At 48.2% G+C, this 11,763-nt stretch carries 12 protein-coding genes; 2 read left to right on the forward strand and 10 right to left on the reverse strand.

Annotated elements, in window-relative coordinates; genetic code table 11:
• Positions 1-135: 135 nt before the first annotated feature.
• The 4 genes from Q0614_RS08980 to Q0614_RS08995 are packed head-to-tail and all read right to left on the reverse strand — an operon-like array spanning position 136 to position 4,212.
• Positions 136-1,035: an alpha/beta fold hydrolase gene (locus Q0614_RS08980; RefSeq protein ID WP_298788161.1), complete on the reverse strand. Its 900-nt coding sequence runs from the start codon at positions 1,033-1,035 to the stop codon at positions 136-138.
• A gap of 47 nt (positions 1,036-1,082) precedes the next feature.
• Positions 1,083-1,670 carry an NUDIX hydrolase gene (locus Q0614_RS08985; RefSeq protein WP_298788163.1) on the reverse strand — a complete coding sequence of 196 codons (588 nt, stop codon included), beginning with the start codon at positions 1,668-1,670 and terminating at the stop codon, positions 1,083-1,085.
• Positions 1,655-3,034 (reverse strand): magnesium transporter, encoded by a 1,380-nt coding sequence (mgtE, locus tag Q0614_RS08990; protein WP_297881046.1) that lies wholly within the window; start codon positions 3,032-3,034, stop codon positions 1,655-1,657. Before mgtE ends, Q0614_RS08985 begins: the two co-directional genes overlap by 16 nt.
• An 8-nt stretch (positions 3,035-3,042) precedes the next feature.
• A complete protein-coding gene (locus Q0614_RS08995; RefSeq protein WP_298788165.1) occupies positions 3,043-4,212 on the reverse strand; it encodes a peptidoglycan DD-metalloendopeptidase family protein in 1,170 nt (389 codons plus the stop codon).
• Between the two features lie 138 nt (positions 4,213-4,350).
• Here Q0614_RS08995 and Q0614_RS09000 point away from each other — a divergent pair, with 138 nt between their 5' ends.
• Both Q0614_RS09000 and Q0614_RS09005 read left to right on the forward strand, forming a co-directional pair.
• Positions 4,351-5,079, forward strand: coding sequence for a plasminogen-binding N-terminal domain-containing protein (locus Q0614_RS09000; RefSeq protein ID WP_297995600.1), 729 nt, complete (start codon positions 4,351-4,353; stop codon positions 5,077-5,079).
• Entirely contained in the window at positions 5,072-6,454 is a 1,383-nt protein-coding gene (locus Q0614_RS09005; protein ID WP_298788167.1) for an FAD-linked oxidase C-terminal domain-containing protein, read from the forward strand. Before Q0614_RS09000 ends, Q0614_RS09005 begins: the two co-directional genes overlap by 8 nt.
• 636 nt (positions 6,455-7,090) lie before the next feature.
• Here the strand turns inward: Q0614_RS09005 and Q0614_RS09010 are convergent.
• From Q0614_RS09010 to Q0614_RS09035, 6 genes are all read right to left on the reverse strand, one after another.
• The gene (locus Q0614_RS09010; protein WP_298788169.1) at positions 7,091-7,777 is read right to left on the reverse strand and encodes a tetratricopeptide repeat protein; all 687 of its coding nucleotides are present in this window, start codon (positions 7,775-7,777) and stop codon (positions 7,091-7,093) included.
• A gap of 787 nt (positions 7,778-8,564) precedes the next feature.
• Entirely contained in the window at positions 8,565-8,942 is a 378-nt protein-coding gene (locus tag Q0614_RS09015) for an EthD domain-containing protein (RefSeq protein ID WP_297944554.1), read from the reverse strand.
• A 445-nt stretch (positions 8,943-9,387) separates the two neighbouring features.
• Positions 9,388-9,780 carry a Holliday junction resolvase RuvX gene (gene ruvX, locus Q0614_RS09020; protein WP_297881429.1) on the reverse strand — a complete coding sequence of 131 codons (393 nt, stop codon included), beginning with the start codon at positions 9,778-9,780 and terminating at the stop codon, positions 9,388-9,390.
• A 146-nt stretch (positions 9,781-9,926) separates the two neighbouring features.
• Positions 9,927-10,076, reverse strand: coding sequence for a hypothetical protein (locus tag Q0614_RS09025; RefSeq protein WP_298788172.1), 150 nt, complete (start codon positions 10,074-10,076; stop codon positions 9,927-9,929).
• A 537-nt stretch (positions 10,077-10,613) separates the two neighbouring features.
• Positions 10,614-11,402, reverse strand: coding sequence for a DNA-processing protein DprA (locus Q0614_RS09030; RefSeq protein WP_298788174.1), 789 nt, complete (start codon positions 11,400-11,402; stop codon positions 10,614-10,616).
• On the reverse strand, positions 11,386-11,763 hold a 378-nt coding region (locus tag Q0614_RS09035; RefSeq protein WP_298788177.1), incomplete at its 5' end, for a divergent polysaccharide deacetylase family protein. The genes Q0614_RS09030 and Q0614_RS09035, both read right to left, overlap by 17 nt.

An 11,763-nucleotide genomic window follows, 5' to 3' on the forward strand; every position in this document is an offset into this window, starting at 1 on the left:
GTTTTTGGCGCCGTGTTTCGCCGCTATAAAATTTCATCTTATTTTACGACGACCTAACCCGCGCGGAATTCTACGTAAAATTTTAAAATTTAGCGGTCGAATTCTGCGTAAAATTTTACGCCGAGCCCCGCTAGATTAGCGCAGCCGCTCTTTTAAAATTTCCCAAATGCCGGGCATTGCCAGCAGTCCATTATGCGGCGCGGCGGCTATTTCATAAAATAGATCGCCCGCCTTAAGAGATCCCGCAAGATCATACGAGTGGTGCACTGGTATTAGCTCATCTGCGGCGCCGTGGATGAGCGTGATCTGCGTGCTGCGCGCCGCTTGCAAAAATTCCGCAGTCGGAATCTTATAGCGGATCAAAAATTTCGGCACGAAGGGGATTTTTTCGTGCGCAAGCCGCTCGAAGCTAAAATATGGCGCGAGCAAAATCAGCCGCGCCGCATCCCACTTTGCAGCCTGCTGCGCCGCGATGCCGCTTCCGATCGAGTAGCCGATCATCGCGAGCTTTCTTGGCGGATGCTGCGCCAAAACGTAGCGGCTCATCGCATCGGCGCTCGCAAAAAGCTGCTGCTGCGATGAAATTTTGCCGTCCGATTTGCCGTAGCCCGGGTAGTCGAAAATATAAAAATCGTATCCCAAAGCCGCAAAATCCACGCCGTATGCGCCCCAGCCGCTCACATCGCCGAAGTTGCCGTGAAAGAACAAAATCGCGCCTTTGGGCTCTGCTGCGCTAAATTTCAGCCCGTTTATCGACCCGCCCTCAAACGGGATATTGATCTCTTGAAATTTTATCGCAGCAGTGCCGTTTGCCGCCGCACTATTTTGCGTAGCGGACGACGGCGTATCTAAATGCTCGTCGTTCTCGGGCACATTCACAACTCCTGCAAATTCGGAATTTTCAAAGCTAAATTTAAAGTTTTTATCCAGTGGCTCGCCCAAAAATATCAGCCGCTCCTGAAAGATATAAAGTCCCGCTAGCACGCAGACATAAACACACGCCGCGATAACGCACAGCCTAAGTAAAACCCTCATCGCCGTCCTTTAAATTTAAAGCCGAGACGCAAAAACGCGCCTCGCCGCTAAACTTTAAACTCGCTCAAAAACCACTGAAACGCCAAGATCAGCCCCGGCGCGCGCACGATCTTTTCGTCAAACATAAACTCCCGCGCCTTGGCCGCAGGCAGGTAGAAAAGCTCGATATTCTCGCCATCCACGCCACCGCCGGCTCCTAGCTTCATAGATTCGTCGATGCACGCGAAGTACAAAATTTGGCGGTTTGCCGCAAAGCCCAGGGCGCTGTAGTAGCTCGTGATAAATTTCAGATCCTTCACGGCATAGCCGGTCTCTTCGAGCACCTCTTCGATCGCCGTTTGCTCCTCGCTGATACCCTTGTCCAAAATGCCCGCGCAAAGCTCATAGGTGTAGCCCTTCTCGGGCGAATTTATTAAATTTTCCTCTTGATAAAACCACACGCTGGGGCGAAACTGCTTGACGAGCAAAAGCGCGTCGCGCTGCGTATGGTAGAGCAAAATCGAGACGCTATCGTGCACCTTGACGCAGTCCCACGCGCGCGCTACGCCGTCTATTTCAAAATTTAAGCGAAAGGGTTTAACGAAATTCGAGCTTTTAAGCTCGGAAATTTTAAAATTTTTTATAGTAGTATCCACGTCGCAAGTCCTAAAAAGCTAAAAAATCCCACGATGTCCGTCACCGTGGTAAGCAGCACGGAGCTGCCGACGGCGGGATCGATATTTAATTTTTTAAGCGTGATTGGAATGACGGCGCCGAAAAGCCCCGCGAGCGTTAAATTTAGCACCATCGACATCGCAATCACCAGCCCCAAAAGCTTAATGCCGAACCAAAAATACGCCACAAACCCCATCAGCGTGGCAAAAATGAGGCCGTTTATGAAAGCGATCGTGATCTCGCGAAAGAGAACCTGCTTTTTGTCTTTAAACGCTATCTCGCCCAAGGCTAGGCGGCGCACGGTTACGGTAAGCGCCTGCGTGCCGGTGTTGCCGCCCATGGAAGCAACTATTGGCATAAGTACGGCGAGCGCGACCAACTTTTCGATAGTGGCGTCAAATAGCCCGATGATCGTGGAGCTTACGATCGCCGTGCATAAATTTACCGCTAGCCACACAGCGCGCGCGCGTCCCGCCTTAAAGATCGTAGTCTCATCGTCCTCCGCTTCGTCATCGACGCCCGCGAGGTTGTAAATTTGCTCGGTGGCGCGCTCTTGGATGAGATCGTGGATATCATCGGCGGTGATACGCCCGATAAGCACGCCGTTAGCATCGACTACGGGGATGACGTTAAGATCAAATTCTTCAAAGTCCTTGATCACGTCGTCGATCTTGTCGGTATCGGTGGCGAAGTGGATTTTGTTTTCGGCGCCGAATTTTTGTGAAATTTGCTCCAACGTGAGTGAAAAATCGTATAAAATCAGATCGGACGTCGAAAAGGTAGTAAGCAGATGTCCCTTTTTATCGAGCACGAAGAGCTGAAAGACATTCTCGATCTCATCCTTTTCGCGCATAACGCGCAGCATCTCGACCGCCTGCCCCAGGGTCTGATCCTGCCTCGCGCTAAAGACCTCGGTCTGCATATACGCGCCCGCCTCATCTTCGCTATATTTGGAGATAGTAAGAATATCGTGGCGATCGTCCTCGTCAAGCCCATAGAAAATCTGCTCGGCCTTGTCCTCGTCGATTTCGCCGATGTTTTGCAAAAGCTCCGCCTGATCGTCACTTTCTAGCTCCTCAATCGCTTTTACGATCTTTTCGTGAGGTAGAGTTTCGATGACGTCTTCGAGCATATGCTCGGGCATCTCAAGCGCAGCATCGGCAAGATCCTCAGGATCTAGCTTTTTTAAGAATTCTACGTATTTTTCTTCATCGTGCTTTTTTAGAGTTTTTAAATGCTCCGTAAGATCGGCGGCACTCAGCTCATGCTCAAGCGTATCGCCTAGATGCGCATCAAGAAGCGCTTTGGCTTCCTCGACGTCGTCCAGCTGCTCTTTATTTTCCATTTTTGGCCTTAATTTATCGTGATAAGCGACTCGTAGTTTTCAAATTTAGCAGGATTTTTCGAGCCGTCTTTAGCCGCAGCCATTCTGGCGTCCATATCTTTGACGAGAGCTTTAAATTTAAGCTCTTCGGCGCTTATGACGTTAGTTTTTTCAATCTTGACTACCTTAAGCGGATCTATAGCCTGCTTATTTTTATAAAGTCCGAAGTGCAAATGCGGTCCCGAACTAAGCCCGGTCGAGCCTACGTAGGCGATTAACTGACCTTGCTTGACACTAACGCCTGCTTTTGTGCCGCTAGCAAAGCCGCTAAGATGCGCATAAAGCGTGCTAATGCCGCCGCCGTGGTTGATCTCTATGGTGTTGCCGTAGCCGTTTTTACGCCCTACAAAGCTAATCTTGCCCGCCCCTGCGGCATTTACCTTAGTGCCTTTGGGGGCTGCATAATCTACGCCTAAGTGCGCGCGATATCGCTTTAAAATCGGATGAAATCTTTTAGGAGTAAAATAAGATGAAATTCTGGTATAAACAAGCGGCGTGATAAGTAGAAAAGATTCGACCTTTTTACCGCTTCGGTCGTAGTATTTATCATCGAAAAAATATAGCGATTTGGGCTTTTTATTTTCCTCGATCATTCCTGCGGTGATATTTACTCCGCCAAAAGGTTTGCCAAGGCGCGTTTTTTGCTCGTATAGGATCACGAGCCGATCGCCTTTTTGTAGCTTTTTAAAATTTACCTCATTTTTAAAAACAAGCATAAACTCATTCGCTAAAGCCGCATTGCCCGTAGCTTTGATGATATCTTGATAGGGTGAGCTTTCGATCTGAATTCCTAAAGAGTAGCTGTTTTCCTCATAAACTATCGGAGTATAAACGAATCTAAAAGTGCCGAATTTATCGCGGTATATGTGGATTTGAAGCTCCTCACTGACGGGGATTAGCAGCTGGGAGACGCGACCTGCTGGATCACGCAAAATTTGACACTCCACGCCAGCTCGTACCTCGGCGGCAAGCTCCTGATCCTCTTTATCCAGGTCATAATATACAGACGCGGGAATGCCCGCAGTTTCCATAAATTGCAGCAGACTCACGCCATCGGGCCAAGCAAACTTCTCTACGCTGGGGCTGTTTGCAAAAACTACGCCTATCCACAGAAAAAGCAATATAAAAATTCTAGTCATATAAAACCGCTTTGAAATATTATTTTAAGGCGGGATTGTAACGAAAAAACGCTTATATTTCGTAAATACCGCGGAATTTTATCGCTAATTTCAAAGTTTTATGTATAATTAGCCGAAATTTTATTCAGGAGCAGAATTTTGAAAAAAGCTTTACTTATTTTAGGCCTATTTTTAAGTGCGGCGATAGGGGCGGAATTTAACATGCCGCGATACGAAACCGCCCTACTTAGCGTAGCGGATGGTTCGGGCGAGATCACAGATAGCCCTACGATTGCCGTAGGTAGCAGTGGAGTTGTGATGCATAATTTCGGTAGCGGCGCGAGCTCCATCATCGCGCGCGCAGTCGTGACGCAAAAAAGCGCAGGCAAGGCAAAGGTGCGATTTGAGGTCTTTGATATGTTAGCTCAAGAGGCACTGCCACTGCCTAAAATTTTACCCTCAAGCGGCGATAAAGTGATCTTAAATTTCCTCTATGACCGCGCCATAATCGTCGCGCCTAACGCTGAAATTTACGAGCAGGTTATCAAGGCTTTTCCGAATATAAATTTTATCCACCCAGATCTTGGCGGCGCCTATCTTAGCTACAACCACAAGCCAAACCCGAGCCGTGACGATTTTCGTAAAATTTGCGCGCAAAACAGCGCCGGACTGATTTTTATCGCGATGGATAAACAAGGCGTATTTGCCGACTGCGGTAGTTTCAAGCCTTTGCGCACATTCGCTAGCGGCAGCGTGGCTTATTATCAGCTGCCGTTTTACTCACGCGTAGGCGAGATAAAGACCGTCATTTGGGACTTTACTAACGGCCCGATCAGCGATTACGACAAGCACTACCGCTATTTGCTGGGCTTAGACGGCGATGAATAGCGCCGCGCAAGCGTTTTTTACAAATCTATTAGGCGCGGATAATGCCTATTTTGACGAGGCTCATCGCACGGCATACTGCTACGACGCGACGAAAAGGCGCTGTCTGCCGGATGGCGTGCTTTTCCCGCGAAGCGAGGACGATGTCAGTCAAATTTTAAAATTCTGCAACGAAAATTTAATCCCTGTAGTTCCAAGAGGCGCAGGTAGCGGCTTTACGGGTGGATCTTTAGCCGCAAACGGCGGAGTGATTTTAGCATTTGAAAAACATATGAATAAAATTCTAGAAATCGACATGCAAAATCTACTCGCCGTAGTCCAACCCGGCTGCATAAATATCGATCTGCAAAAAGCAGCCGCAGCGCGCGGGCTTTTTTATCCGCCCGATCCCGCAAGCCAGGATTATTCCACGCTAGGAGGCAATGTCGCCGAAAACTCCGGCGGTATGCGCGCCGCGAAATACGGCATCACCAAAGACTACGTAATGGCATTGCGTGCGGTACTGCCTAACGGCGAGGTGATCCGAGCGGGCAAACGCACTATCAAAGATGTCGCAGGCTTCAACGTGGCAGGAATTTTAATCGCAAGCGAAGGTGCGCTTGCCATCATCACCGAAATCACACTCAAGCTCATCTCAATGCCAAAGCTTAAAAAGACCGCGATGGGCGTTTTCCCTAGCGTAGATGCAGCAATGAATGCCGTGTATAAGACGATGGCTGCCGGTATCACGCCCGTGGCGATGGAATTTTTAGACGCGCTGTGCATAGCCGCAGTCGAGGAGAAATTTCACAAGGGCTTGCCGAAGGGTGCGGGCGCGATTTTGATCTGCGAAACAGACGGCAATTTAGAAGCAGTGCTTTTGGAGGAGCTCGCACTCATAAAAGAAATTTTCGTTCAAAACGGCGCGAGCGACTTTCGCATCGCAGAAAGCGAAGAGGAGCGTGCGGGCATTTGGTTTGCGAGACGCAACTGCTCGCAGGCGATCAATATCTACGGCACGCTTAAGCTAAATGAGGACATCACCGTCCCGCGCTCGCAGCTGCCCGAGCTACTGCGCCGTATCGCGCGCATCGGCGATAAATACGGCGTGCGCGTGCCCTGCTTCGGGCACACGGGCGACGGCAATGTCCACACCAACGTCATGGTCGCCGACAAAAAAGATGAAGCTCAGGTGCGACGCGGACATGACGCAATCACCGAAATTTTCAAAGCTGCAGTTGATCTTGGCGGTACGCTCAGCGGCGAGCACGGCATCGGACTAAGTAAGGCGGAATTTATGCCATTAGCTTTTAGCGCAGCAGAGATGGAGCTATTTCGCGCGATCAAAAGGGCGTTCGATCCAAAAGGTATCTTAAATCCCGGAAAAATGGGGCTTTAAAATTAAAATCCTCATCCAACTTCTACGGTGATTTGAAATCGATTTACCCCGCTTACCCCATCTAAAATTTTACTTTCTTACAATATGCCTGCTTAAAATTTATCTTGCTTGCAATTTAGCTTATTTACAGGCTACTTCGAGTTAGTTTTAAGCTTGATCTACCCACTTACAGATCGATTTTGCTTACTTTGCGATGAATAATTTTACTTGTTTATTGATAGATTCCATCCACTTGATAATTGATTTTACTTACTTAGCAGATTAATTACCTCGTGCGATCTTCTTCGGATATTTTTGCCATATCAGCTGTGATTACATAGCTACTCGCTAATTTGCGCAATTTTTTCTCTTTCAGGGATGCACTAAGATTATGGATTAAATCCCTATATCGCGATGGATAAGTCTATGACAAGTCAAAATTCTGTCAATAAAATCCACAGCATAGATTAAATTCTAAACTTCCAAAATACTGAAATTTTAAAATCACTATCCATCGCCATTATTTCAATATGCGGAATCTCAGCAATAAAATTTAAAGACAAAATTTCACGAAATTTCATAAAATCCCATAAAGCTCCGCAAAATTTCTATACTAATTTCGATCTCGCCGTGTTATCATCTAGCTAGCCCTGCCATCTATTTAGTAGCATTAGCCTCGCTTGCATTTATTTTATTCATCGCAGCTACTACGTTGCAGCTAAACTCAGCTCCTAGCTTGCAAGCCTTGTCGTAGTAGATCATCGCCTTATCCAGATCCGGCTCGCCAAATTCCTTCTTTGAATACGCTAGCCCGACCCTCTGGCATCCCTCTGCCAAAGCAGCATCGCAAGATTTGAGGAAAAACTTAAGAGCGCCCTGATAGTCTTTTTCTTCGTAGCTAGCGACCGCAGCGTTTAAGCAGCCCTCGCCTAGTCCCAAATCGCATGATTTGGCAAAAAACGCGAACGTATTTTTCTTATCGGCATTTTTATAAGAGATTATCGCGGCGTTGTAGCAAGCTTTGGCGGCTCCCAGCTCGCACGCTTTGGAATAAAACCGCGCGGACTTGCCCTTATCTTTCGTAGTTTTATATAAATTTTGCTCGTCGTAATACAAATCCCCCGCGATAGCACAGCTATTTTCTAGCCCTGCTTCACAAGCTTTTTCAAACGGCTTTTTTGCTGCCTCATAATCGCGCTCCTCAAGCAAATACGCTCCATAGTCTTCGCACGAATTAGCCCTACCGATGCCGCATCCGACAAACGAGACCCCTTGCGGGAAAAATATCTGCGCGAGCAAGTAGGCTGCTACGATTAGTGCGGCAATCGACGCTAAAATTTTCATTTTTGCTCCTTTTAAATTTTAAAAATAATTATAGCAAAAAGCGAGGGGTAAAATTTTAATTTTTGATAATAGCTGTGAAATTTGCGGCGAAATTCCTACAAAATTTCTATCAAAATCCCAAGCAAAATTTTAAATAAAATTTTAAACGGAGCTTTGAGCTGAATTTCAAAAAGACAAATTAAAATTTTACTTGCAAGATTGTTTTTATGGTTGGCTTGCCTCAATTTTTACTCGCACGTCTATGCGGCATCCACGGCGCCTGCAGTATTTATAATAAAGCATTTAATCCTGAGGTCTGAAACACCTACGGACTCTACAATGGTAATTTATCAGGGCGACAATCTAATGCGTAAAATATTTTGTTGCATACCAAGCCCGCGACAAGCATCTTGCCACGCCCTAGAAAACTTTTGAAAATTTCGCATTGCTGCTTAAAAATTTTAAAAAATTTTATGCCACCGCCCTTTAAGTTTTATCTTAGAAATAGGCTTTTCTATGCCAAAATCGTGGGCTTAATGCACCTTTAGGCGTTTTGGCTCAATACCCAGGATTCTTAGATCCACACCACTTAGATATATGAGCCTTAAAAATAACTTAGGCCGCGCAGTATCTGTATCGCGCATGTAAATTTCATCATGTAAGCCGCACCCACACATCATCCATGAGCACTATATTTGCCGCGATTCCGCGCGCTGTATGCCAAAAAAGCGTATCGGTCATGAGCGATAAATTTCCGCTTTTCGCCGCTTACACGATCCATGAAATTTTATCCTCTCGGTCTTTAAATTTACGCTTTTTTGGAGCCGAACTCTATCACGGCCTCCTCCTCGCCGAACCACATCACCGAGTTTTTCATATCGCAAAACTTCGCCTCATCCGCCATCAGCTCCGCTAACACCACTCGCGCTACCTCGCTGTTTCGTGCGTCCGCAAACGCCTGCACGCTTTCATACCATAGCTCGCCCATCGCGTCGTAGCCAAACGCCGCCGTCTCACGCTTGGTGCTCTGACCCTCGGGAAAGACGGGAATAGTTTTTGCGTAACGGATAATATTTAGCTCTTTTTGATTAGCCAAAACCTTTTGCGAATGCGCCTCCCAGTGCGCCAAAAACTCCTGCTGCGTGATGTTCGGCGCCCTTTTTACTAACATCGTGATCTTAAACATAACCGCTCCCTAAATGAAATTTATCGCAAATTTGCGCCCTATTCTATGATGCATCCGCGTTTTTGCAATTTTGCTTAGCGTTCTTTGCGTCTAAATAGACCTTGCAAAAACTTAAAATAGCAGCCGTGCACGCTATCACAGATCGCCAAAATACATAAACCTCGCCGTTTAAAACTTAAATCGCTGTCAATCTTACTTAGTTTAACTACCTAAAGCGTCATTTACGGCTACAGTCAAAATAAATTCCGCAGGCTCTTTGCGGGCAAAGTAAAATTCTGCCAAACCTTAGTGGACGATAAAATTTTACCAATCTCTAACGAGCATAAAATTCCGTCCGTTTTAGGCGAGCGAGTAAAATTCTGCGGCCTTTCAAACGGCGACAAAACAGACGAGCGGCGGTTTTATCTTTCACCGCCGCGCGCAAATTACGTTGCCACGCACGCGCCTAGCCCTTGCTCGACAAAAACCTTTGCAAAATTATCGTCGCGGCGATGCTATCAAAGCGCGCGTACTTGCCGCCGCCCTTAGCGCCTTTGCTCGCAAACTCCGCCGCTTCAGCGCTCGAAAAGCTCTCATCTTGAAATTTTATCTCGCCGTCAAAATCCAGCAGCGAGGCGAAGTGGCGTATGCGCCTACTCATCTCCTCCTCGCTCGCCCCGCCGCGCGGCACGCCCAGCACGAGCACGCTGGCGCCCTTTTCGCGCAGCAGTTCGCTTAGCTCGCGCGCGGCTTGGGTGCGGTTTTTGCGCAGGATCGGCTCGCACGGAAGCGGCGTCTTATCATCCGGTGCCGCCGCCACGCCGATACGTTTAAGCCCAAGATCGATCGCAACTATCAAATTTCATCCTTTGCTAACATCAAATTTTGCGGAATTTCGCCATTAAAATTATGCCACCAAAATTCCGCGATCGGAATTTCATAGCTAAATTTTATCGCAGAATTTAACTGCGGAATTTATGAAATTTTATACGAAATTGACATAAATTACACTCGCTCGCGCCGCTTGCGAGCTATTAAATTTAGCGTACCACGAGCTTCAAATTCCAAAATTTCGATCGCCGCGCCCGGCTCAGTACATCCGCACTGAGTCCACGCGAGCTGCACGTAAGCGACACCCAAACTCACGGCGGGCATAAATCCTGCCGTGCAGGTGCCGGACGTGCAACCAACCCACCCCACGCAAAATCAAAATTTTAAAGCAAACCCACACTCACGCGACGGAGCAGATACAAGCCCCTACGCTTTATAACTCGTAAAATTTTGCCGCCGTGACCAAAAATTTTCTCTTACGGCAAATTTACCCACCGCACTTGCGATGGAATTCGTAATCAAATTTACACGCAAAAATTTAGCACGATAGGCAAACAAACATTTAAACGCTATTTCAGAAAATTTCATGCATTTTAACGCTTAAATTCCGCACCGCAAAGTATTTATAGATCGCGAGAAGCATTCACAAACCGATCATTACCGCAAGCGGAGGCAAGCGGCGCTGCACAAGAACAAGCCGCGCGGGTTTTTTAAGCTTAGGTGCTATTTGCGGAAGGTAAAATTTTACCGGGCGCCTTTTTCTAAATTTAAACTCAGGCCTCGCAAACTACGCGCCGTGCAAACAAGCCGTGCTAGCGGGCGGCGCCGATTAAATCACGGCGAGTAAGCGCCCGCCGCCGGCTACTTTGCCACTATCTTTGCGCCTAGAATTTCGATCCTGCCTTCAAGCTCGTATTCGTAAATTTTATCGCCGAAGCGCTCGATTGCCGCTTGCAGATCGGAATTTAGCGCTAAAAATTCCATCACTTCATCCTGCGCGCGCTCAGTGTTTTGCGGCGTCTGCGGAGCCAAAGACGCAACAAACTCGCCAAAATCCGCAATCAGCCGCGCCTGAGATTTTGCGAGCAGATCATTCGTGCCTGCGCTCTCGTCCATTCGGTGCGGCAGCACGTATACGGGTACGCCCATCTCGCGGGCCAGGCGCGCGCTTTGCAGCGAGCCGCTGCGGGGCTCTGCTTGAGCGACGATCAGCGCTTCGGACAGCGCCACGACGATGCGGTTGCGCTGCAAAAACTGAAATCCGCGCGCGCTCACGCCGTCCTCATACTCGCTAAGCGCGAGGCTGCGTTCGTAAATTTTGCCGATCATAGCGGCGTTTTGCGCGGGATAAATTTGATCAAGGCCGTTGCCAAAAACCGCGATCGTGTTTGGAAACGCCCCTTCGTGCGCGGCTATGTCGCAGCCGATCGCCGCGCCGCTTACGACGCAAAAGTCCGCATCGCTCAAAGCGCGCGCGAGGCGCAGGATCAAATTTTTGCTATAAACGCTCATCTTGCGCGAGCCCACGATCGAGATGCGGCGCTTTTGTAACATCGCCGGCTCGCCCCTAAAATACAGCTGCGCGGGCTCGCTCGCACCGAGCCTTGCTAGACTTGGAATTTTAAAACCGAGCTCACTCGTAGTACTCATAAATTTCGTCCAAATACACTAAATCGACCTCGCCTAGGATGTCGGCGCTGTTTGCAAGCGCGCGCAGAGTGGAGCTTTTGGGATGGCCGATAGCGATGGCGTAACCCTGTTTTTTAGCAAGCGTCACGGCTTCGCGCAGCTTTTTGCGCACCGCAGCGACGCTGTTTTGATTATCTAAAAACACATCGCGATGCACGTATCGCATACCGAGCCCATTCATCGCCGCCTTAGCCTTGGTAGCGGGGCTCGTGCGCGAGTCGATAAATAAAAATCCATGCTCGTTCATCGCGCGCAGCAGGTTTTGCATCGCGCGCTCGTCGGCGGTAAATTTAGAACCGGTGTGGTTGTTTATAAATTTAGC

The sequence above is a fragment of the uncultured Campylobacter sp. genome (assembly GCF_937997595.1).
Taxonomy (GTDB): domain Bacteria; phylum Campylobacterota; class Campylobacteria; order Campylobacterales; family Campylobacteraceae; genus Campylobacter_B.

What these genes read in the sequence shown, in the direction of transcription:
- Q0614_RS08980 (WP_298788161.1), bottom strand. Translation starts at nt 1,035, where the DNA reads ATGAGGGTTTTACTTAGGCTGTGCGTTATCGCGGCGTGTGTTTATGTC.
- mgtE (WP_297881046.1), bottom strand. Translation starts at nt 3,034, where the DNA reads ATGGAAAATAAAGAGCAGCTGGACGACGTCGAGGAAGCCAAAGCGCTT.
- Q0614_RS08995 (WP_298788165.1), bottom strand. Translation starts at nt 4,212, where the DNA reads ATGACTAGAATTTTTATATTGCTTTTTCTGTGGATAGGCGTAGTTTTT.
- Q0614_RS09005 (WP_298788167.1), top strand. Translation starts at nt 5,072, where the DNA reads ATGAATAGCGCCGCGCAAGCGTTTTTTACAAATCTATTAGGCGCGGAT.
- Q0614_RS09010 (WP_298788169.1), bottom strand. Translation starts at nt 7,777, where the DNA reads ATGAAAATTTTAGCGTCGATTGCCGCACTAATCGTAGCAGCCTACTTG.
- Q0614_RS09015 (WP_297944554.1), bottom strand. Translation starts at nt 8,942, where the DNA reads ATGTTTAAGATCACGATGTTAGTAAAAAGGGCGCCGAACATCACGCAG.
- Q0614_RS09025 (WP_298788172.1), bottom strand. Translation starts at nt 10,076, where the DNA reads ATGCCCGCCGTGAGTTTGGGTGTCGCTTACGTGCAGCTCGCGTGGACT.
- Q0614_RS09030 (WP_298788174.1), bottom strand. Translation starts at nt 11,402, where the DNA reads ATGAGTACTACGAGTGAGCTCGGTTTTAAAATTCCAAGTCTAGCAAGG.